Below are 22,247 nucleotides of genomic sequence, written 5' to 3'. Positions count from 1 at the left end.
AGGAAATAAAACGCAATAAACCGCCATTTTCATTTCTGCGTTGAAACACAAGGTGTCTGGCTCGATTCCAGACGTTTGCAGCTGTTTCAATTGCCCCCGCTGTTCTCTACACTTGTCGCGCCTGTCCCCATCGCGTGTGCCTGCCGAGTGGGTACGCACGTGACGCACGTTATGTCTTATCAAGCTGTCAGGAAGACTTCGCATGGCGAAATGGGGTTTGCGCAAAAAATCATTGATGGCGCTGTTGCTGGCCTGCGTGGTCGCCTTGGCGCCTGCCGCCGTCATCGGTTGGTTGGTGCTGGACGGGGTCCGGGACCACTTCGGACGGGCCTTCGCCGATAACTTCACGCAGCTGAACCGGCAGCGCATCCTGGCGCCGGTGTCGCGCGAGCTGGCCTTGTCCTTGCGGCTGGCCGACAGCGAGGTCACCCGCCGCTGGCTGCGTAACGAAAACAATCCCGCAGCCCGCGAGCTTTTCTTTCGTGAGGCCGACGGCTACCGGCGCGACTTGCTGGGGCGCGCTTACTTCATCGCCAGCGCCGCCTCCGGCAACTACTACTTCAACGATGAGCAGCCGCTGTCCGAAGCGCCGCGCTACACGCTCAGCCCCTCGGCGGCGGACGACGGTTGGTTCTACGCCACGCTGAAGTCCCCGGCCAAGTACAACATCAACGTCAACCCCGACCTGAAGCTCAAGACCACCAAGGTCTGGATCAACGCGCAGGTGCGCGACGGCGACAAGGTGGTGGGGCTGACCGGCGCGGGCCTGGATGTGGGCGGCTTCCTGCGGGAATTCGTCAACAGCGGGCAACCCGGCGTTACGCCGATCATCGTCGACGAAGACGGCGCCATCCAGGCGCACATGGACCCCACGCTGATCGCCTACAACTCGGGCGCGGGCGGCGGCGCGGCGGACCGGGGGCGGGTCTTCAGCCTGCTGGACGCAGGGCCGGGCCGGGACGAATTGCGCGCGGCCATGCACGCCGCGCAGGCGGACCCGCAATCGGTGCAGACGGCGTGGGTCGTCATGGACGGCGCGCGCCAGCTGGTGTCGGTGGCGTATATGCCCGAACTGCACTGGCACGTGCTGACCCTGGTGGACCTGGGCGCCGCGCGCGTGCTGGACACCGACTGGCTGTGGCCGGCCGCCATCGGTCTGGTGGTGTTGTTCGCCGCCATGCTGCTGTGCTTCGGCTACGCCATTGAACGCTTGATGCTGCGGCCCTTGCGCCGCTTGCAGCAATCGGCGCGCGCCATCGCCGACGGCAGTTACGACGTGCGCCTGCCCCCGGGCGGCCAGGACGAAATCGGCGACCTCAGCCGCGCGTTCGGCGTCATGGCCGACAAGGTCCGCCAGCACACGGCCGAACTGGAAAGCAAGGTGCGCGAACGCACCTCCGCGCTGGAAGACGCCAACCGCGCCATGGCGGCCGCGCACAAGAAAATCGGCGATTCCATTGATTACGCCAGCCTGATCCAGCGCGCCATCCTGCCCGACCGCCAGCTGACGCAATCGCTGGGCGCACACCACTTCGTGCTGTGGAAGCCGCGCGATGTGGTCGGCGGCGACTTCTACGTGTTCCGTTCCGATGGCGCCAACTGCCTGCTGGGCATCATGGACTGCGCGGGCCACGGCGTGCCGGGCGCGCTGATGACGATGCTGGCGCGCGCCGCGATCGATCTGGCGATTACCGAGGTCGGCCCCGGCGATCCGGCCGGGGTCCTGACCCGCACCGACGGCGCCATCCGCGCCATGCTTGCGGATGCGCAATTGCCCCGCGCGCTGGCCACGAATACGGACGCGGGGCTGGTATATATTGACCGCCAATTCGCACGCCTGCGCTATGCCGGCGCGAAGATCAGCCTGTACGCCAGCGACGGCGAGAGCCTGCTCGAAATCCCGGGCGGCAAGCGCGCGCTGGGCGACAAGCGGGTGGGCGTTTATGAAAACATCGAGGTGCCGCTGCAACCGGGCTGGACGTATTACCTGGCCACCGACGGCTTCCTGGACCAGGCGGGCGGCGAGCACGGATTTGGTTTCGGCAACACGCGTTTCGCGGAAATGCTCAAGAGACACGCGCAGCAGCCGTTAACCGAGCAAGCCGCCGCGTTTTCGCAGGCGCTGGCGCAGTACCAGGGTGGTCGTCCCCAGCGTGACGACATCACCCTGCTGTCTTTCCGTTTCGAATAAACGTTATCAGGGCGGTAACCCCCTATGAATGCCTCCGATCTCTACGCGCTGGGCGAACGGTTCAACCAGAACCGGACCCTGCTTTGCTTTAACGGGCCGATCTCCCGCAGCCTGATCGAAGAAATCGGCAACGCGCTCAAAAATTACCTGAACGCGGAACATGCACGCCCGGCGGAAGCCATGGACGTCTTTTCGGTCTATATCGAAATGATCCAGAACATCCGCCAATACGCCGCCGCCAATGGCGATGCCGAAGCCTGCGCCACGGTGGTGATTGGCCGCCGCGACGAAAGCCGCTACGTGGTGTCGGCCGGCAACCGCGTCAAGGCCGAGGACGGCCATGCGCTGGTCGCGCGCATCCGCGAACTGGCCGCGCTGGACAAGGCGGCATTGAAAGCCGAATACAAGGCGCAGCTGCACAAGCCGCGCGCCCAGGGCGTGGCCTCGGGTGCCGGCCTGGGGCTGATCGATATTGCGCGGCGCGCGGGCGCTCCGCTGGAAGCCAGCCTGACGCCCACGGCGGGCGAGGGCATTGCGTTCTTCAGCCTTAGCGTTGTGATTTGAAGGCGCCGCGCGCATCCAAGAATCATTTTCGGAGTATCTGATGAAAGACCTGAACATTCCCGGGACGCAGTCCACGCCCGCCATCACCGCCGACGTCGCCGCCGGCGTGCTGGCGATGCGCGGCGACTCCTACCCCGAGAATTCCTTTGAACTGTTCGGCCCGGTGATCGAATGGGTCGAAGCGTACCTGCTGGGCGCGGCCGCCCCGCTGAAGCTGGAGTTGGAACTGCTGTACCTGAACACCAGCAGCATCAAATCCGTCATGGACATCTTCGACTTGCTGGAAGCGGCCCATTGCAAGGGCCAGCCGGTCAGCGTGACGTGGTTCTACGACAAGCGCAATGAGCGCGTCGGCGAGCTGGCCGAGGAATTCAAGGAAGACTGCACCTTTCCGTTTTCGGTGGTTGGCCGCGAATGAAACCGGGCGCCGCCGAGCTGGATCGCCGCATCGCCGAACTGCTGGCGGACCCCGCCCATACCGGCCACCCGCTGCGCGAGGCGCTTGAAGCGCTGTGGCGGCACACGGCCGAACAGATGGCGCGCATTGAACGCGTGACCCAGTTGTCGGACGCCTACCAATCGATGGCGCACGAGCGCGAGCTGGGCCTGTGCGACCAGTTCGACCGGCAACTGCGCCGATTGACCCGCATTGCCCGCATCTCCGATCACTACCAGAACATGATGCGCGACCTGAACGCGGCGCTTGAGGAAACCTCCAGCCGCGACCCGTTGACGGGTCTGTTGAACCGGCGCGCGCTGATGGACATGATCAAGCAGGAAGTCGGCCGCGCTTCGCGCAGCAACGAAAGTTTCGTTGTCGCCATGCTGGACGTGGACCATTTCAAGGCGGTCAACGACCGCCATGGGCACGAAACCGGCGACCGCGCGTTGGTGGAACTGGCCGGCGTGCTGCGCGAAAGCCTGCGCGTAGGCGATCTATGCGGACGGTGGGGCGGCGAGGAATTCCTCGTGATGTTGCCCAACACGCAACCCGAAGCCGCCCAAGGCGTCATGGACAGGCTGGTCGGCGCGGTGCGCGGGCTGGCGGTCGCGGCGGGCGAGAACGACGTATTGAGGCTGACGGTCAGCATCGGCATGGCGCACTACCAATCCGGAGAAACCTTTTCCGAAACGCTAAGCCGAGCGGACCAGGCGCTGTACCTTGCCAAGCAGGACGGACGCGATCGCGTCGCCCTTGGTTTTCCAAAGCGCTGAATGAAACCGGATCTGCTGTTATCCGGTATGGAGCCCCTTATGCTTGACACTCAGGCAAGCGTTTCAAGCGCGGGCCCCCAGGGCGCCGCGTGGCATACCCAGAACTACCTGGCGTCGATGGATCGGGCGCTGTTGCTGTTCGATTTTGACGTCGATGGCGCGCTGTTGACGGTCAACGCCAATTTTCTGACGGCAGTTGGCTATACCCGCGAAGAGGCGCTGACACTGCGCCACGACATGCTGTGCGACAGCATGGACGAAGGCAAGGGCATCGCCAGCGGCGAACGCATCTGGTCGCGCTTGCGTCGGGGCGAACATTTTTCGGGCACGTGCCGCTACCGCATGAAGGACGGCGCCAGCCTGTGGATCGAAGCGACGTATCTGCCCTTGCGGGACGAGCATGGCGAGGTCACCCGGGTATCCGTCGTGTCGCGCAAGTCGATCGCGGATGCGGAACGGCAGGAAGAAGTGCGCCTGCTGCTGTTGGGCATCAACGAAACGGGCAACGCGGTGGCGGTGTCCGGCTGCGACGGCCGCATCGTCTACGTGAACGACGGCTTTCAGCGCATGCTGGGATTTTCGCGCGGCGACGCGCTGGATCAAGAGCTGGGCGAGCTGCTGGCGGGCGGTCGCCCGGACGGCGGCACGCGCGAGGAACTGGACCGCCGCATCGCTTGCCGCGAAGGCTTCCATAAAGACGTGCTGGTCTATGACCGCTGCGGCAAGCCGTTGTGGGTGTCGGTCATGGCCAACTCGGTTTTCGATGACCGTGGCACGCTGGTCAACATCGTGGATGTGCTGACCGACATTACGCCGACCAAGGTGCACGAGGTGCTGCAACGCCGCGTGCTGCAAGCCATGGTGAACGAGGCGTCGGTGGTCGAGGTCATGAACATGGTGTGCCGCGAGGTTGAGCGCCTGGCGCCCGAAGTGGCGGCCACGGTGTTGCGGGTGGACGATACGGGGCATCTGCGGCCGCTGGCTTCGCCCAGCATGCCGGATGCTTACTCCAGCGCGCTGGACGGGGTGAAGATCGGCCCGAATGTGGGCGCCTGCGGCACGTCGGCGTTCCTGGGCCGACCGGTGATCGTGCCGGATATCGCGACGGACCCGCTTTGGGACGACTACCGCCATCTGCCGTTGCCGGAAGACATCAAGGCGTGCTGGTCGTCGCCCATCAAGTCCAGCGACGGCCGGGTGATCGGTACGTTCGGCTTTTATTTCCGTGAACGCCGTCTGCCGGATGATTTTCATCATCGGCTGGTGGATGTGTGCGTGTATCTGTGCGCGCTGGCATTGGAGCGCGAGGAAGCGCGCGCGCGGATTCGCCAGTTGGCGTTCTATGACGAGTTGACGGGCTTGCCGAACCGGAATCTGTTGCTGGCGCAGGCCGAACAGGCGATTGCGCGGGCGGAGCCGGAACGCAAGCGGGTGGCGGTGCTGTTCCTGGACCTGGACCGGTTCAAGCAGGTGAACGATACGCTGGGGCATCCGATCGGCGATGCGTTGCTGCGGGATGTGGCGCAGCGCTTGCGCCGGCTGGCGCGGGCGTCGGACATCGTGGGCCGCTTGTCGGGCGACGAGTTCGTGATGTTGATGCCGGACTTCGAGCATGGCCGTCTGACGGCGGCGGCGGAACATATCCTGGTGGCGTTGGCGCAGCCGTTTTCGGTGGGCGGCGTGACGTTGAATCCGTCGGTCAGTATCGGGATCAGCGTGTTCCCGGAAAATGGCCGCGATATGGATACGCTGCTGCGCCATGCGGACATGGCGATGTATCAGGCGAAGACGGCGGGGCGAAACCGCATCTCTTTCTTCAGCGCGGAAATGAACCGGCAGGCGCAAGAGCGCCTGGCGCTGGAAGCGGCGTTGCGGGATGCGTTGGAAGCGAAAGCGTTACGGCTGCACTATCAACCGCAGGTGGGTTTGAAGAACGGCAGTCTGTATGGAGTTGAGGCGCTGGCGCGCTGGCGCCATCCGACGTTGGGCGATATTTCGCCGGCGCGGTTTGTGCCGCTGGCAGAGGAATGCGGGCTGATCGGCGACCTGGGAGACTGGGCGTTGCGCGAGGCGTGTTCGCAGTTGGCGATCTGGCGCAACAACGGGTTGCGGGTGCCGTCGGTGTCGGTGAACTTGTCGGCGACGAATTTCCATAATCTGAATCTGCCCAGGATGATTGCGGCGACGTTGGCGGAGTTTGGGCTGGCGCCGGCGGATCTGATGCTTGAGATCACGGAAGGGGTGGTGCTGGACGCCACGGCCGGGACGTTGCGGACGATTGCGGAGTTGCATCGCCTGGGGGTGCGGCTGTCGATGGATGACTTCGGAACCGGGTATTCCAGCTTGGGGCACTTGCGGCGGCTGATTGTCGATGAGCTGAAGCTGGATCGCAGCTTCGTGCAGGGGCTGGAAAGCGATGATGCGGCGCGGGCGTTGACCAGTGCGGTGATACGGATTGGTGAAAGCTTGAGCCTGCCTGTGGTGGCCGAAGGTGTTGAGAATGAAGAGCAGCGACGGTTTTTGATCGAGCAGGGGTGCGCGGCGGGGCAGGGGTTTTTGTTTTCGCCTCCGTTGCCGGCGGGGGAGTTGGAAGAGTGGTTGCGGGGGAGGTAGGTGGCTGTTTTGGGTTTTGGGTTGGCGTTGTTGGGCGGGTGTTGAGTGCTTGGGGCGGGTGTTGGGTTCTTTTGACGCCCGGCGATCGGGCATTGTGATAGGTCGCTGGGGCGGGTGGGGTTCTTAAGGGTGTAGCCACGGGTGGGGTGGGGCGGAAGGTCTTGCGGGGCTCGCCCCAGGCCGGCCGCGCGGGCGGCCTTTTGGGGCTTACGCCCTTTTGTGCGTCGGTGGGGGGCGCTCTCGCGCTTTGGGGGGCGGATCTTGCGTGCGTTGCCGCGCTGACTCTGGCTATCGTTCTCTGCTTCTCTCCCCTGCTTCTCTTCCCCTGCTTCTATTCCTTCCTTTCAATTTGCCTTGCTGGCTCCGGCGACGGGTACGGCACTATTTTGTGGTCCGTGCGGTTTGTCTTTTTCGCGGTGACGTTCGTTGCCGTGTCCCTTTTTTCTGGTTTTCCTAATAGCTTTCCCGCATTTGCGCACCCCTCACTTCAGGTATATATTTCAAGCCTAAACTATCCAGACCTAAATATCCGCGGCGCCCCGCTCCGATACACGAGCGACTGTCGCGTACCTCGGAGCGTATACGGCAATGAAAATAGTCTGCATCGGCGGCGGTCCCGCCGGCCTGTATTTCGGTCTGCTCATGAAGTTGCAGAACCCCGCGAACGAAGTGACGGTCATCGAACGCAATCGTCCGTATGACACCTTTGGATGGGGCGTGGTGTTTTCGGATGCCACCATGCAGAACTTGCGTGAAGCCGATCCCGTTTCCGCTCAGACCATTGGCGACGCGTTCAACCATTGGGATGATATCGATATCCATTTCAAGGGCCGCAGCATCCGCAGCAGCGGGCATGGCTTTATTGGGATTGGGCGCAAGAAGCTGTTGAATATCTTGCAGGCGCGCTGCGAGGATGTGGGCGTGAAGCTGGTGTTCGAGAACTTTGTTCAGGACGATCAGGCCATCGCCCGCGAGTACGACGCGGATCTGGTGATTGCGTCGGACGGCATCAACAGCCAGATCCGGACGCGTTACGCGGATACGTTCCACCCGGACATCGATCAGCGCCGTTGCCGCTTTGTGTGGCTGGGTACGAAGAAGGTGTTTGATGCGTTCACGTTTGCGTTCGTGCAGACGGAACACGGCTGGTTCCAGGCGCATGCGTACCGCTACGAAGATGGGATGTCGACGTTTATTGTCGAGACGCCTGAAGAGACGTGGCAGGCGGCGGGCATTGAGCAGATGAGCCAGGAAGAGGGCATTGCGTATTGCGAAAAGCTGTTTGCGCCTTGGCTGGATGGCAATGCGCTGATCAGCAATGCGTCGCACCTGCGTGGCTCGGCGATCTGGATCCGTTTCCCGCGGGTGATCTGCAACACCTGGGTGCATTGGAATACGTTGGAGACGTCGCGCGGACAGCGTCGGGTGCCGGTAGTGTTGATGGGGGATGCGGCGCACACGGCGCACTTTTCCATTGGCTCGGGCACCAAGCTGGCGCTTGAGGATTCCATCGAACTGGCGCGCTGCCTGAGCGGCGCCGAGGGCAGTGTCGAGGCGGGTCTGAAGCACTACGAGGAAGTGCGTAGCGTGGAAGTGCTGAAGATTCAGAACGCGGCGCGCAATTCGACGGAATGGTTCGAGAACGTTGAGCGTTACGCGGAATTGGAGCCGGAGCAATTTGCGTATTCGTTGCTGACGCGTTCGCAGCGCATCTCGCATGAAAACCTGCGTTTGCGCGATCCGGCCTGGCTGGAAGGCTTTGAGCGTTGGATCGCGGAACGTGCCGGCGCGCAGGTAGCGCCGGGTCAGCGTCCGGCCATTCCGATGTTGACGCCCTATCAGGTGCGCGGCGTGCGCTTGAAGAATCGCATTCTGGTGTCGCCGATGGCGATGTATTCGTGCACGGACGGTGTGCCGGGTGATTTCCATCTGGTGCACCTGGGCGCGCGCGCCATGGGTGGGGCGGGGCTGGTCATGGTCGAGATGACTTGCGTGTCGCCGGATGGGCGCATCACGCCGGGGTGCCCGGGCCTGTGGAACGACGAGCAGACGCAGGCGTTCAAGCGCATTGTGGATTTCGTGCATGGCAATAGCGATGCGCGGATCGGTGTGCAGCTGGGCCATGCGGGCCGCAAGGGTTCGACGCAACTGGGCTGGCAGAAGATCGATCATCCGTTGGCGGAAGGGAATTGGCCGCTGTTGTCGGCGTCGGCGCTGCCGTACATCGAAGGGGTGTCGCAGACGCCGCGCGCGATGACGCGTGCCGACATGGACGATGCGCGCGACAACTTTGTGGCGGCGGCCCGCCGCGCGCAAGCGGCCGGGTTCGATTGGCTGGAGCTGCACTGCGCGCACGGCTATCTGCTGTCCAGCTTCATTTCGCCGCTGACGAACCATCGCGAGGACGAGTACGGCGGCAGCCTGGAGAACCGCTTGCGCTTCCCGCTGGAGGTCTTCAAGGCGGTGCGCGAGGCGTGGCCGCGGGACAAGCCGATGTCGGTGCGGATTTCGGCCAGCGACTGGGTCGAAGGCGGCATCACCGCCGACGACGCGGTGGACATCGCGCGTCACTTCAAGGCGGCGGGCGCCGACATGATCGACTGCTCGTCGGGTCAGGTCAGCAAGGAAGAAAAGCCGGTTTACGGCCGCATGTTCCAGACGCCGTTCGCGGACCGCGTGCGCAACGAGGCGGGCATTCCGACCATTGCGGTGGGCGCCATCTTCGAAGCGGACCATGCCAACGGCATCATCGCGTCGGGCCGTGCGGACCTGTGCGCGCTGGCGCGCCCTCATCTGGCCGACGCCTCGTGGACGCTGCGCGAAGCGGCGCGCGTGGGCTATCGCGATGTGGCCTGGCCCAGCCAGTACTTCGCGGGCAAGCGCCAACTGGAAACCAACTTTGAACGCGCCGCGGCGATGGCGCAACTGGATATCAAATGATGAGTCTTGCGCAATCGCTGGCGGGGCGCCATGCCTTGGTGACGGGTGGCGCGCGCGGCATCGGGCTGGCCAGCGCGCGTGCGCTGCTGGCGCGTGGCGCACGCGTGACGCTGCTGGGCCGTGATGGCGCGGCGCTGGAAGCGGCCACGGATAGCCTGGCCGCGTTGGGGCAGGTGCAGTCCGTCAGCGCCGACATCGCGGACGAAGCATCGGTACGCGCCGCGTTTGCACAAGCCGAGGCGGAATTCGGGCCGGTGCTGGTGTTGGTGAACAACGCGGGCCAGGCGGTCAGCCAGCGGTTTGACCGCACCGACGCGGCGCTGTGGCACCAGATGATTGCGGTGAACTTGACCGGCACGTTCCACTGCATCCAGGCCGCGTTGCCGGGCATGCTGCAAGAAAAGTGGGGCCGCGTCATCAACGTGGCCAGCACGGCGGGCCTGATCGGCTACGGGTATGTCAGTGCTTACTGCGCCGCCAAGCACGGCGTGATCGGGCTGACCCGTTCACTGGCGCTGGAAACCGCGCAAAAGGGCGTCACCGTGAACGCGGTGTGCCCGGGCTATACCGAGACCGACATCGTGCGCGGCGCGGTGGCCAATATTGTGGACAAGACCGGCATGACGCCGGACGCCGCCCGCGCCAAACTGGCCGAGCGCAACCCGCAGGGCCGCCTGGTGCAGCCCGAGGAAGTGGCCGAAACGGTGGCCTGGCTGGCGTTGCCGGCCTCGGCCTCGGTCAACGGGCAGGCGATCGCCGTGGACGGCGGCGAAGTGATGACCGGCTAGGCCGGCGCCCCATCAACCCCTGGATAACGAACGGAGACACCATGAGCAAGCAGTCCGAAGAGCACACCATGAAGCACCATAAGCGTCCGCTGGCCGGCTATCAGGCCCAGACGTTTCTGTGGGAGGTGTCGGCCGACGGCAAGATCGGCACGGTTACGCTGAACCGGCCCGAACGCAAGAACCCGTTGACGTTCGATTCCTACGCCGAACTGCGCGACCTGTTCCGTTCGCTGGTGTATGCCACCGACGTGAAGGTGGTGGTGGTGACGGGGGCGGGCGGCAACTTCTGCTCGGGCGGCGATGTGCATGAAATCATCGGGCCGCTGACCAAGATGAGCATGCCCGAACTGCTGGACTTCACCCGCATGACGGGCGACCTGGTCAAGGCGATGCGGGCCTGCCCGCAGCCCATCGTGGCAGCGGTGGACGGCGTGTGCGCGGGCGCGGGCGCCATGGTGGCGCTGGCCGCCGACATGCGCTTGGGCACGCCTGCCGCGCGCACGGCGTTCCTGTTCACCCGCGTGGGTCTGGCGGGCGCGGACATGGGCGCGTGCACCTTGCTGCCGCGCATGATCGGCCAGGGGCGCGCGTCTGAATTGCTGTACACCGGCCGCGCCATGACGGCGGATGAGGGCGCAAGCTGGGGCTTCTTCAACGCGCTGCATGATTCGGCCAAGCTGGCCGAAGCGGCGCAGACGCTGGCGGCGCAACTGGCCGCCGGCCCGACGTTCGCACACGGCGTCACCAAGAAATTGCTGCATCAGGAATGGAACATGGGCGTAGACGAGGCCATCGAGGCCGAAGCCGAAGCCCAGGCCATCTGCATGCAGACGCGCGACTTCCATCGTGCCTACGAGGCCTTCGTGGCCAAGCAAAAGCCGGTCTTCGAGGGGAACTGATGATGCGTGACGCAAGCTGGCTGGACTGGCCCTTTTTTGACGATGCGCACCGCAAGCTGGCGCACGAGGTGGACGCCTGGTGCGAGGCGTCGCTGGGCGACGTTGACCATCACGACGCGGACGCGGCGTGCAAAAAGCTGGTCAAGGCCATGGGCCAGGCCGGCTGGTTGCGTTACGCGGTGGCGGGCGGCCCGGGCGGCGCCTGGGGCGGCGCGTTGCCCGAAGTCGATTCGCGCGCCGTGTGCATCCTGCGCGAAACGTTTGCGCGCCACGAAGGGCTGGCGGATTTTGCCTTTGCGATGCAAGGGCTGGGCAGCGGCGCCATCTCGTTGATGGGCTCGGACGAATTGCGCCAACGCTACCTGCCGCGCGTGGCGCGGGGCGAAGCCATTGCCGCCTTCGCGCTGTCGGAACCCGATGCCGGTTCCGACGTGGCCGCGCTGGCTTGCGAAGCCACGCTGGACGGCGAGCATTACGTACTGAACGGCGCCAAGACGTGGATCTCCAACGGCGGCATCGCGGATTTCTACGTGGTGTTTGCCCGCACCGGCGAGGCCCCGGGCGCGCGCGGTATCAGCGCCTTCGTGGTGGATGCCGACACGCCGGGGTTCGACGTCAGCGAACGCATTGAACTGATCGCGCCCCACCCGCTGGCCACGATCACGTTCGACAACTGCCGCGTGCCGGCCTCGCATCGGTTGGGCGACGCGGGCCAGGGCTTCAAGCTGGCCATGATGACGCTGGACATTTTCCGCGCCTCGGTGGCGGCGGCCGCGCTGGGCTTTGCGCGCCGTGCGCTGGACGAAGGCCTGGCGCGCGCCAAGTCGCGCCGCATGTTCGGCCAGACGCTGGCCGACCTGCAACTGACGCAAGCCGCGTTGGGCGACATGGCGACCGCCATCGACGCCTCGGCGTTGCTGACGTATCGCGCCGCGTGGATGCGCGACGTGCAAAAGCTGCGCACCACGCGCGAAGCCGCGATGGCCAAGATGACGGCCACGGAATCGGCGCAGACCGTGATCGACCGCGCCTTGCAGATGTTCGGCGGCGCGGGCGTGGTGTCGGGGATGCCGGTAGAGAAGCTTTACAGGGAAATCAGAGCGCTGCGTATTTACGAAGGCGCCACCGAAGTGCAGAAGTTGATCATTGCCCGTGAATTGTTGAAGTCGTAAGGGGCCATCGAGCCCTCGCCTTCCAGCAAGAAAAAACCACACCGCACCGCATCGCACATCAAGGGGAATTTCATGGAAGTATCCGCCCACATCGACACCTTTGCCCGGGACAATCTACCCCCGGGCGATCAATGGCCTGAATTTCTGCTTGATGGCCCCGACGTGGCCTACCCCAAGCGGTTCAATTGCGCTGTTGAACTGGTGGATGCCATGGCCGACCGCGGCTTTGGCGATCGCGTTGCACTGCGCTGGCGCGACGGCGACACGCAGGCCACGATGAGCTATCGCGAATTGGCCGCGCTGACCAACCGCATTGCGCGCGTGCTGACCGAGGACATGGGCCTTGCGCCCGGCAACCGTCTGCTGCTGCGCGGCCCGAATAACCCGATGATGGCGGCGGCCTGGCTGGCCGCGATCAAGGCGGGGCTGGTGACGGTGCCGACGATGCCACTGCTGCGCGCCAAGGAACTCAAGCAGATCATCGAAAAGGCGCAGGTCCAGGCGGTGTTGTGCGATGCGCGCCTGAAGGAAGAAGCGCAGTTCTGCGCGCAGCCGGACCACGAGCATCATTGCCCGCAGCTGACGCAGGTGATGTTCTTCAATGATGCCGCGCCTGATGCGCTGGACGCACTGGCCGCCGCCAAGCCGGACGATTTCACCGCCTGCGATACCGCCGCCGACGACGTGTGCCTGATCGCCTTTACCAGCGGCACGACCGGGTCGCCCAAGGGCTGCATGCATTTTCATCGCGACGTGCTGGCGATGTGCGACTTGTTCCCCAAGCATGTGATCAAGCCCGGCCCCGACGACATCTTCTGCGGCACGCCGCCGCTGGCCTTCACGTTTGGCCTGGGCGGGCTGCTGTGCTTTCCGTTGCGCGTGGGCGCCAGCACCGTGCTGGCGGAAAAGCTGTCGCCGGAAACCCTGCTGGAACTGATCCAGGACTTTCGCGCCACCATTGTTTTCACCGCGCCTACCTTCTATCGGCAGATGGCCGCGCTGGTCGGCAAGTTTGATTTGTCGTCGCTGAAGAAAAGCGTGTCGGCGGGCGAAGCCTTGCCGGACGCTACGCGCCAGCTGTGGAAGCAGGCCAGCGGCATCGAAATGATCGACGGGATCGGTGGCACAGAAATGATCCACGTGTTCGTCTCCAGCCCGCCCGACGCCGTCAAGCGCGGCGCCATCGGCAAGGTGGTGCCGGGCTATGTGGCGCGGGTCGTGGACGATGACATGAACCCGGTGCCCAACGGCACGGTCGGCCGCCTGGCCATCAAAGGCCCCACCGGCTGCCGCTACCTGGCCGACGAGCGCCAGCGCCGCTTCGTGCAGCAAGGCTGGAACCTGCCGGGCGATACCTTCATGCAAGACGATGAGGGCTATCTGTACTATCAGGCGCGCAACGACGACATGATCGTCTCGGCCGGCTACAACATCGCCGGGCCCGAAGTCGAAGACGCGCTGCTGCGCCACGAAGCCGTGGCCGAATGCGGCGTGGTCGGCGCACAGGATGACGAGCGCGGCCAGCTGGTCAAGGCGTTCGTCGTGCTCAAGCCCGGCTACACGGCCGGCGATGCGCTGGTGGCCGACATGCAGGCGTTTGTAAAGGCCAGCATCGCCCCGTACAAATATCCGCGCGCCATTGAATTCGTGGCCGCATTGCCGCGAACCGAAACCGGCAAGCTGCAACGCTTTGCCCTGCGCAAGATGGCTTGAGCGCGAAGTCGGGAAATCAGGAAATCAGAGAAACTCAGGAACTCATCATGGCCGCAGCATTCACCAGCCAGGTAGAAGTCCGCTTTCGTCATTGCGACCCGGCGGGCATTGTGTTCTACCCCCGCTATTTCGAAATGATCAATGACTTTGTCGAAGAATGGTTCGACAAGGGCATGGGCCTGCCTTTCCATGCCCTGCATGTGGACCGGCATATCGGCACGCCCATGGCCTCGGTGACGTGCGATTTCAGCGCGCCCAGCCGCTGGCATGAACGCCTGCGCCAAACGCTGGAAGTTCAGCGGATCGGCGGCGCATCGTTCAAGGCGCTGGTGCGCTTTGAAGGGCCGGACGGACAGTTGCGCCTGTCGGCCACGCTGACGATCGTGACGGTGGATTTACGGACGATGAAGTCCATGCCCATGCCTGCGGACCTGCGGGAACGCATGCAGGCTTATCTGGTTCCCGCGGCCTGACGCCGCGAGACCACCCTGTCGTTTGTTTTTTATAAATAGGATGAGACGTTATGAAGATTCTGCAACCGCCGGATTGGATGGCGCCCCGGGGCTATTCGAATGGTGTGCTCACCGAAATGACGGTGGGCAGCAAGCTCGTGTTCGTGGGCGGGCAGGTGGGGTGGAATGGGCAGCAGCAGTTCGAATCGGATGACCTGGCGGACCAGGTCCGCCAGACGCTGTCGAACATTGTCGCCATCCTGGCCGAAGGCGGCGCCAAGCCCGAACACATCGTACGCATGACGTGGTATGTCACGGACAAGGAAGCCTATGTGGCGGCCTATCCGGCCATCGGCAAGCATTACCGCGAATACATCGGCCGGCACTTCCCGGCGATGACGGCGGTGGAAGTGGCGGACCTGGTCGAAGACCGGGCCAAGGTTGAAATCGAAGTGACGGCGGTGGTGCCGGCCGCCTGAACAGGGCCGGGTGCGGCGTCTTGATAGCCGGGGGCCTTGCCCCCGCGCCGCGTTCTATCCTTGCCCACGCCGCGTCTCGCGCGGCAGTTCGCCAAACCGTTCCCGGTAATACTCCGAGAACCTGCCCAGATGTCCAAAGCCCACGCCCAGCGCCACGTCGGTGACGCTGGCGTGGGCGTCTGTCTTGAGCTTTTGCCGGGCCGTATCCAGCCGCAACGCGCGCAGCGCGATCATGGGCGTGGTGTCCCGATGTTCCTGGAATAAGCGGGTCAGCGCGGTGGCGCTGGCGCCGGCGTGGCGGGCGATGTCGGTCAAGGTCAGCGGGGCCGAGAGGTGCTCGCGCATATACGATTCCGCCAGCGTCAGGCGGCGCGGCAGGCGCGGCGATTGGCCTGCTTGCGATTGCCAGCTGTTGGGCTGGTTGTACAGCAGGTGCAGCACCAGCGTGTCTTCCAGGTGTTCCAGCCATGCCGCGGGCGGGCGCAGGGCGCCGTCATCCAGCGTGGGCAGCAGGTGAATCATGCTGGTGACCATGCTGCGCCAGGCCGCGCCCACCGGGTTGTCCAGGCGCAGGGCGGGGCTGAAGTCCAGCGGCAGGGTGGCGGCGTCGCCAAAGGCGCGGCGGCCGATGGCTTCGAGCTTGCCGCGCGGAATCTTCAACAGCAGCTGTTCGCAGCCGGCTTCCCAGTGCAGCCGCAGCGGGCGATTCGGCGCGATGACGGCGGCGCAATCGGGATGGGCGTCCACGCAGTCGTCGCCGCATTGGATACGCGCGCGGCCACGCAGCGGCACCTGCACCAGCATGAAATCCTGCAAGCGGTCGGGTTCAATATGCACTTCGGCGCCGTAGCGCAACGTACAGACCGTCAGCGCGCCAAACCGGCCCCGGTTCAGCTCGGCGTCCACGCGGCCACCCTTCCAGGTCAGCCGGTGTTCCTTCAGCGCTTCGGACACGCGCGTGCGTGTCTCGTCCTGTTGCGTGGAGCTGAACACGCGGCGCTTGAATAGCGGCGCAAGTTCTAGTCGTGACCAGCCGTGCATGGAAGCCTCCGGAACGGGAACGCTCCCGTATCTGGGGCCAGAATAAATTAATCGTCCAGGGTTTGGAATTAAGTGAATCCCGGATAAGGCTGGGCGGAATCGGATAGAGCGGGGCGGCCGGGCGGCATACGCTAGCCCAAGCTCTCTTGCGGGTCTTGGAGGGCGTCGTCACGGCGCGTAAGCTTGGCGACTTCGATCGGCGGCATGCGTGTACCGACGGCAGACGGGATCTGTCAGCTTTGCGCCAGCGTGGCTGGCGGCGAAAACGGGGTGGCCCATGATTCAACATCTTTGGAGCCGGCGCGCGCTGGCGGCACTGGTCTGTATGTCCGCCATGGCAAGCGCCGGGGCGGCGGACAAGGTCAAGGTGGGGTTGCTGACGACGTTGTCCGGGCCGGGGTCGGCGCTGGGCAATGAGATCCGCGACGGCTTCAATCTGGCGCTGCAACATACCGGCGGCAAGCTGGGCGGCCTGCCTGCCGAAGTCATCGTGGCCGATGACCAGCAGAAGGCGGACGCGGGCCGCCAGGCGGTGGAACGCCTGCTCAAGCGCGACCGCGTGGACGTCATGACGGGCATCGTGTTCTCGAACGTGCTGCTGCCGGTGATGCCCGCCATCCTGCAATCGAACACGGTGTACCTCAGCACCAACACGGGCCCCGAGAACTACGCGGGCGCCGGCTGCAACCCCAACTTCTTCGCGGTGGCCTGGCAGAACGAGGACATCCCCGCCGCCATGGGCAAGTACGCCATGGACCAGGGCTACAAGCGCGTGGCGTTGATCGCGCCCGACTATCCCGGCGGGCGCGAATCGCTCAATGGCTTCAAGCGTCTGTACAAGGGCGGGCTGTCCGAGGAGATCTACACGCAGCTGGGCCAATTGGACTACGGCGTAGAAATTACCCGGCTGCGCGCCAGCAAGCCCGACGCGGTGTTTTTCTTCTTGCCCGGCGGCATGGGCGTGAACTTCATCAAGCAGTTCAACGGCGCGGGCCTGTCCAAGGACATCGCGCTATTGGCGCCCGGTTTCTCGGGCGACGAAGACACCATCGCCGCCGTGGGCGCGCCGATTGCGGGCATGCGCAACACGTCGCAGTGGGCGGCCGACCTGGACAACCCGGCCAACCAGAAATTCGTCGAAGACTTCAAGAAGACCTACAAGCGCACGCCCACGCTGTATGCCTCGCAGGGCTATGACGCGGCCATGCTGCTGGACAGCGCCGTGCGGCAAACGGGCGGCAAGCTGGAAGCCGACGCGCTGCGTCCGGCGCTGCGGCGCGCCGATTTCAAATCGGTGCGAGGCGACTTCAAGTTCAACCGCAACCAATACCCCATCCAGAACTACTACCTGCGCGTCGTCGAGGCGGGCGCGGACGGCAAGCTGGCCAACAAGCTGTCGGGCACGGTGCTGACGCAGTACCAGGACCCGTTCGCCGCCGCCTGCCAGATGAAATAGGCGGCCGCGCGCATGGACCGTCGCGCACGGACTTTGCAACCCAGGCATCTTGCAACACAGGAGAACCGCATGACCCCATCCATCACGACGCGCGAGGTGACCGTTCCCTCGCACGACGGCAAGACCTTCAGCGCCTATCTGGCCGTGCCCGCCTCGGGCCATGGCCCGGGCCTGGTGCTGTGCCAGGAAATCTTCGGCGTGAACGACTTCATGCGCCGCGCCGCGCAGCTGCTGGCCGAAGAGGGCTACGTGGTGCTGGTGCCCGACCTGTTCTGGCGCCAGCAACCCGGCATTCAGCTGACCGACGGCCCGGCCGACATGCCGCGCGCGTTCGAGCTCTATCAGGGCTTTGACGTCGAGCAGGGCCTGAAGGACATTGCCTCTACCATCAGCTTGCTGCGCGACTTGCCCGAGCAGCAGGGCGGCGTCGGCGTGCTGGGCTATTGCCTGGGCGGCAAGCTGGCCTATCTGGCCGCCTGCCGCACCGATGTGGACGTGGCGGTGGGCTATTACGGCGTGGGCATCGAAGACAGCCTGGACGAAGCCGCCAACCTGCGCGGCCGCCTGGTGCTGCACATTGCCGAGCAGGACGGCTTCTGTCCGCCCGCCGCGCGCCAGCGCATCCTGGACGCGCTGGGCGGCAAGCCCGGTGTCGAGCTGTACGTGTACCCCGGCATGGACCACGCCTTTGCGCGCACGGGTGGCGATCACTACGACAAGCCCGCCGCGTTGATGGCGCACCAGCGCAGCATGGCCGCGCTGCAACGCGCCATCGGCCCCGAGTTCGATTATTCGTACTTGTGGGACAAGCATTGCGAATACGAATTCGGCACGCGCGACGTGGCGGCCACGATGGCAACGATGGTGGCCGAGCCCTACGTGAACCACATCCCCACCATGACGGGCGGCGTGGGCCACAAAGAGCTGTCGCGTTTCTACCAACACCATTTCGTCAACGGCAACCCGCCCGACACGCGCCTGATCCCGCTGTCGCGCACCGTGGGCGCCACCCAGATCGTGGACGAACTGCTGTTCTGCTTCACGCACACCACCGAGATCGACTGGATGCTGCCCGGCGTGCCGCCGACGGGCCGCACCGTGGAAATTCCGCTGCTTGCCGTGGTGAAGTTCCGCGGCGACAAGCTCTACCACGAGCACATCTATTGGGACCAGGCCAGCGTGCTGGTGCAGGTGGGCCTGCTGGACCCGACCGGCTTGCCGGTGGCGGGCCGCGAGACCGCCGCCAAGCTGCTGGATGAAACCCTGCCGTCCAACACGCTGATGGCGCGTTGGAAAGACAGCGAGAACAAGTAGGAGCGCCTGATGTCTTACACCGACCAACAACTGTCCGAGATGGTGCGCGGCGACAGCGTGCACCGTGGCGTCTACACCGATCCGGCCATCTTCGACCTTGAGATGCAACGCATCTACGGCCGCGCCTGGATCTACGTGGGCCATGAAAGCCAGGTGCCCAAGACGGGCGACTATCACACCACCCGCGTGGGCGATCAGGACGTGCTGATGGCGCGCGCGTCCGACGGCCGCGTGCACGTGCTGTACAACCGCTGCCCGCACAAGGGCGCCAAGGTGGTGGCGGACGGCGAGGGCTGCGTAGGCAAGTTCTTCCGCTGCCCGTACCACGCCTGGACATTTAAGCTGGACGGCAGCCATCTGGGCGTGCCGCTCAAGCAGGGCCTGGAAGGCACGTCGTATGACCCCACCGACCCGGCGTTCTCGATGCGCCGCCTGGCGCGCGTGGAAAGCTATCGCGGCTTCGTGTTCGCCAGCCAGGCCAAGGAAGGCCCGGCGCTGGTCGACTTCCTGGGCGGGGTGCGCTCGTCCATCGACAACCTGTGCGATCGCTCGCCGGTAGGCGAGGTGGAAGTGGCCGGCGGAATTTTCCGCGTGATGCAGCGGTCGAACTGGAAGGTGTTCTACGAAAACCTGCACGACACGATGCACGCCCGTGTCACGCACGAATCGTCCTACGCCGCCGCGCGCGACGAGGCCAAGGAAATGGGCGAAATGCCACTTGAGCTGCACATCATGGACGGCAACGGCGAGCCCTACGAATTCTGGGAAAAGCTGGAGCTGCGCGCCTACGACAACGGCCACGGCTATATGGAAGGCATCTTCAACCCCGGCGCCGCCGAACGCGACCCCGTATCGCGCGCGCACTTCGACACGCTGAGCGCCGCGTATGGTGAAGACCGCGCGCGTGAAATCCTGGGCATGAACCGCCACAACACCGTGATTTACGGCAGCGGTTCGCCCCACACGGTGTTCCAGCAATTCCGCGTGATCCGCCCCATAGCCGTGGACCGCACGCTGATCGAAATCCAGACGTTCCGCTGCAAGGGCGCGCCCGACGGTGTCTTCAAGCGCGCGATGCTGTACGCCAACGTCATCAACTCGCCGTCGTCCAACGTCATGCCCGACGACATCGAACTCTACAACCGCTGCCAGGAAGGCAACGCCACGCGCGGCGGGGAATGGGTCAGCATGCACCGCTATCACGGCAGCGACCGCAGCGACGCGGACGGCATGGTGTCCGTTAACGGCACCAGCGAACTGCCCATGCGCAACCAGTTCCGCGCATGGAAGACTTATATGGAAGCCGGCGCGACGTCTAACGCGCCCGCTACGGGAGAAGGCGCATGCTGCTAGACCTGGATTTTGATGTCGGCACCACCGACCTGTCGCCCGCCGAGGTGCCCGCCGACGCCTATCACCGCATCGCGCAATTCCTGTATCGCGAGGCCCGGCTGCTGGACGAGCGCCGCTATGACGACTGGCAGGCGCTGTGGACGCAGGACGGCATGTACTGGATGCCGCGCGTGCATGGCCAGCAAAGCCCGTACGACCATATCTCGCTGTTCTGGGAAGACCGCATGCTGCGCGATGTGCGCATCCGGCGGCTGGAGCATCCGCGCAACTGGTCGCAACAGCCGCCCACGCGCAGCGTGCGGCTGGTGGGCGGCGTGCAGGTGGAAGGCGTGGACGCGGGCGGCAACCTGGTGGTGCACTCCGCGTTCCAGATGACCGAATGGCGCAAGCGTCAGCCGCGCCAGCTGGCGGGCCGCTATACGCACAAGCTGGCCGCCCAGGGCGACAGCTGGCGCATCCGCATGAAGCGCGTGGACCTGGTCAACTGCGACGACGTGCACGATGTGTTCGAGGTGTTCGTGTGATGCCGGCGGATACCGCGGTGCTGGCGCTGCACTACCAGAACGACGTGTTGCATCCCGACGGCAAGATCCGCGTCGGGCTGGACGCGGACAACGGCGCGCGCCAGCGCCTGCTTGATAGCGCGGCGGCGCTGCTGGACGGCGCGCGGGCGCGGGCGCTGCCCATCGTGCATGTGCGCATTGCGTTTCGTCCGGACTACGCCGACCTTCTGCCCAACTGCGCCATCTTTCGCAACGTGGCGTCCATCGGCGCGGTGCCCGAGGGGCAGTGGGGCAGCGAGTTCTACGACGGGCTGCAACCCGTGGCGGCAAGCCCGCGCGAGTTCGTGGTGAAGCACACCCGCATCAGCGCCTTTTACGGCACGCCGCTGGAGGAAACGCTGCGCGTGATCGGCGCGCGCCGGCTGGTGGTGGCGGGCGTGGCAACGCATTCGGTGGTGGAAGGCACGGTGCGCCACGCCGCCGATATCGGTTTTGACGTGATGGTGGCAGAGGACGCCTGCGCTTCCGCCGACCTGTCCGTGCACGAGGCCTCGCTGGCCAGCATGCGGCTGATTGCACAAACGGGCTCGGTGGCGGAAGCTGTGCGCTGGGCCGCCGCGCCGCACTGACCAAGGATTCTTCATGGACTTTTCTGGCTTTCCCGGCTTGACCGGCAAGACCGCCATCATCACCGGCAGTACGCAGGGGCTGGGCGCGGACATTGCGCGCGGCCTGGCGGCGGCCGGCGCCAACGTGGTGCTGGTGGGGCGCAACGCGCAGGCCGGCCAGGCGCTGGCGCAAGAACTGGACGGGCGCGCGCTGTATTGCGAAACCGACATCGGCGTGGATGCGCAGATTCAGCGCTGCATCGACGCCGCGCTGGCCCGCTTCGGGCGGCTGGACATATTGGTGAACAACGCCTGCCAGTACGCCGACCACGGGCTGGCGTCATCGCGTGAGCAATGGCATGCCACGCTGGACACCAACCTGGTGTCCGCCGCCATTTTCACGCAGCGGGTCGCGCCGCATCTGCCGCGCGGCGGCGTGGTGGTCAACATGGGCAGCACGGGCGGCAAGTTCGGGGCGGCCGGGCGTGCGCTGTATCCGGCGTCCAAGGCGGCGATGCTGCAAATCACCAAGAACTTCGCGGTGGAATTGGCGCCGGCCGGTGTGCGGGTGCTGGCGGTGTCGCCGGCGTGGACGTGGTCGCCCTCGGTTGAACAGCTGTCGGGCGGATCGCGCCAGGCGGCGGACGCCGTGGGGGCGCATTTTCATCCGCTGGGCCGGGTCGGGTCGGGCGACGAAATCGCCGCCGCCGTGTGCTTTGCGTGCTCGGACGCGGCCTCTTGGATGACCGGTGTGGACATCCCGGTGGACGGCGGCTTCTCCATCCTTGGCCCCGACCGCGGCATCTCGCCGCGGGTGTGGTTCAAGGAACTGGCGCCCTGAGCCAACCTAGCGGATAACGATTTCGCCTTCTTCAAGACCCGCCTTGCCGCCCACCTGGTCTTCCAGGAATTCCTGCACCTTGTTGCCCAGCTGAATCTTCGCGCC

19 protein-coding genes are annotated in these 22,247 nt (G+C 65.1%); 18 read left to right on the top strand and 1 reads right to left on the bottom strand.

The genetic code is table 11. The annotated features are described in order from the left end of the window. Positions 1 to 202 precede the first annotated feature (202 nt). The 12 genes from siaA (at position 203) to ACNPP0_RS08295 (ending at position 15,026) form a co-directional block, all read left to right on the top strand. Positions 203 to 2,191 (top strand): biofilm regulation protein phosphatase SiaA, encoded by a 1,989-nt coding sequence (gene siaA, locus ACNPP0_RS08350; protein WP_448705599.1) that lies wholly within the window; start codon positions 203 to 205, stop codon positions 2,189 to 2,191. Positions 2,192 to 2,215: 24 nt separating this feature from the next. Further along, the gene (siaB, locus tag ACNPP0_RS08345) at positions 2,216 to 2,755 is read left to right on the top strand and encodes a biofilm regulation protein kinase SiaB (protein ID WP_332612306.1); all 540 of its coding nucleotides are present in this window, start codon (positions 2,216 to 2,218) and stop codon (positions 2,753 to 2,755) included. Between the two features lie 40 nt (positions 2,756 to 2,795). Then, positions 2,796 to 3,173: a biofilm regulation phosphoprotein SiaC gene (gene siaC / locus ACNPP0_RS08340; protein WP_332612304.1), complete on the top strand. Its 378-nt coding sequence runs from the start codon at positions 2,796 to 2,798 to the stop codon at positions 3,171 to 3,173. After that, entirely contained in the window at positions 3,170 to 3,970 is an 801-nt protein-coding gene (siaD, locus tag ACNPP0_RS08335; RefSeq protein ID WP_332612303.1) for a biofilm regulation diguanylate cyclase SiaD, read from the top strand. Before siaC ends, siaD begins: the two co-directional genes overlap by 4 nt. Positions 3,971 to 4,009: 39 nt before the next feature. Further along, entirely contained in the window at positions 4,010 to 6,583 is a 2,574-nt protein-coding gene (locus ACNPP0_RS08330; protein ID WP_332612301.1) for a sensor domain-containing protein, read from the top strand. A 588-nt stretch (positions 6,584 to 7,171) separates the two neighbouring features. Continuing rightward, positions 7,172 to 9,523, top strand: coding sequence for a bifunctional salicylyl-CoA 5-hydroxylase/oxidoreductase (locus ACNPP0_RS08325; protein WP_448705598.1), 2,352 nt, complete (start codon positions 7,172 to 7,174; stop codon positions 9,521 to 9,523). Further along, positions 9,520 to 10,311 (top strand): SDR family NAD(P)-dependent oxidoreductase, encoded by a 792-nt coding sequence (locus ACNPP0_RS08320; protein WP_332612297.1) that lies wholly within the window; start codon positions 9,520 to 9,522, stop codon positions 10,309 to 10,311. Before ACNPP0_RS08325 ends, ACNPP0_RS08320 begins: the two co-directional genes overlap by 4 nt. A 41-nt stretch (positions 10,312 to 10,352) precedes the next feature. Continuing rightward, positions 10,353 to 11,210, top strand: a complete 858-nt coding sequence (locus tag ACNPP0_RS08315) for an enoyl-CoA hydratase family protein (protein WP_046806569.1) — start codon at positions 10,353 to 10,355, stop codon at positions 11,208 to 11,210. A 2-nt stretch (positions 11,211 to 11,212) separates the two neighbouring features. Further along, positions 11,213 to 12,382, top strand: a complete 1,170-nt coding sequence (locus ACNPP0_RS08310) for an acyl-CoA dehydrogenase family protein (RefSeq protein WP_332612602.1) — start codon at positions 11,213 to 11,215, stop codon at positions 12,380 to 12,382. A gap of 72 nt (positions 12,383 to 12,454) precedes the next feature. Beyond that, on the top strand, positions 12,455 to 14,095 hold the full coding sequence (locus ACNPP0_RS08305; RefSeq protein ID WP_448705597.1) for an AMP-binding protein: 1,641 nt from the start codon (positions 12,455 to 12,457) through the stop codon (positions 14,093 to 14,095). 47 nt (positions 14,096 to 14,142) lie between these two features. Beyond that, complete coding sequence (locus tag ACNPP0_RS08300) at positions 14,143 to 14,568, top strand: acyl-CoA thioesterase (RefSeq protein ID WP_046806567.1); 426 nt, start codon at positions 14,143 to 14,145, stop codon at positions 14,566 to 14,568. Between the two features lie 50 nt (positions 14,569 to 14,618). Next, positions 14,619 to 15,026: a RidA family protein gene (locus ACNPP0_RS08295; protein WP_332612294.1), complete on the top strand. Its 408-nt coding sequence runs from the start codon at positions 14,619 to 14,621 to the stop codon at positions 15,024 to 15,026. 54 nt (positions 15,027 to 15,080) lie between these two features. Here ACNPP0_RS08295 and ACNPP0_RS08290 read toward each other — a convergent pair whose 3' ends face one another. After that, complete coding sequence (locus ACNPP0_RS08290) at positions 15,081 to 16,067, bottom strand: AraC family transcriptional regulator (RefSeq protein ID WP_448705596.1); 987 nt, start codon at positions 16,065 to 16,067, stop codon at positions 15,081 to 15,083. A 277-nt stretch (positions 16,068 to 16,344) separates the two neighbouring features. On the opposite strand from ACNPP0_RS08290, the gene ACNPP0_RS08285 reads away from it, so the two are divergent. The 6 genes from ACNPP0_RS08285 (at position 16,345) to ACNPP0_RS08260 (ending at position 22,142) form a co-directional block, all read left to right on the top strand. Next, positions 16,345 to 17,523, top strand: a complete 1,179-nt coding sequence (locus ACNPP0_RS08285; protein ID WP_332612292.1) for an ABC transporter substrate-binding protein — start codon at positions 16,345 to 16,347, stop codon at positions 17,521 to 17,523. Between the two features lie 69 nt (positions 17,524 to 17,592). Then, positions 17,593 to 18,837, top strand: coding sequence for a dienelactone hydrolase family protein (locus ACNPP0_RS08280; RefSeq protein WP_448705595.1), 1,245 nt, complete (start codon positions 17,593 to 17,595; stop codon positions 18,835 to 18,837). Positions 18,838 to 18,846: 9 nt separating this feature from the next. Next, entirely contained in the window at positions 18,847 to 20,190 is a 1,344-nt protein-coding gene (locus ACNPP0_RS08275; protein WP_448705594.1) for an aromatic ring-hydroxylating dioxygenase subunit alpha, read from the top strand. Beyond that, entirely contained in the window at positions 20,181 to 20,714 is a 534-nt protein-coding gene (locus tag ACNPP0_RS08270) for an aromatic-ring-hydroxylating dioxygenase subunit beta (protein WP_448705593.1), read from the top strand. Before ACNPP0_RS08275 ends, ACNPP0_RS08270 begins: the two co-directional genes overlap by 10 nt. Further along, on the top strand, positions 20,714 to 21,322 hold the full coding sequence (locus ACNPP0_RS08265; RefSeq protein ID WP_332612285.1) for a cysteine hydrolase family protein: 609 nt from the start codon (positions 20,714 to 20,716) through the stop codon (positions 21,320 to 21,322). The genes ACNPP0_RS08270 and ACNPP0_RS08265 overlap by 1 nt, the downstream gene beginning before the upstream one ends. A 13-nt stretch (positions 21,323 to 21,335) precedes the next feature. Beyond that, positions 21,336 to 22,142, top strand: coding sequence for an SDR family oxidoreductase (locus ACNPP0_RS08260; RefSeq protein ID WP_332612284.1), 807 nt, complete (start codon positions 21,336 to 21,338; stop codon positions 22,140 to 22,142). The last annotated feature ends 105 nt before the right edge of the window (positions 22,143 to 22,247 follow it).

It is taken from the genome of Achromobacter semiaridum, assembly GCF_053543755.1.
Note: the sequence above shows the minus strand (reverse complement) of the source record. Positions and strands in the feature narration are given on the sequence as shown.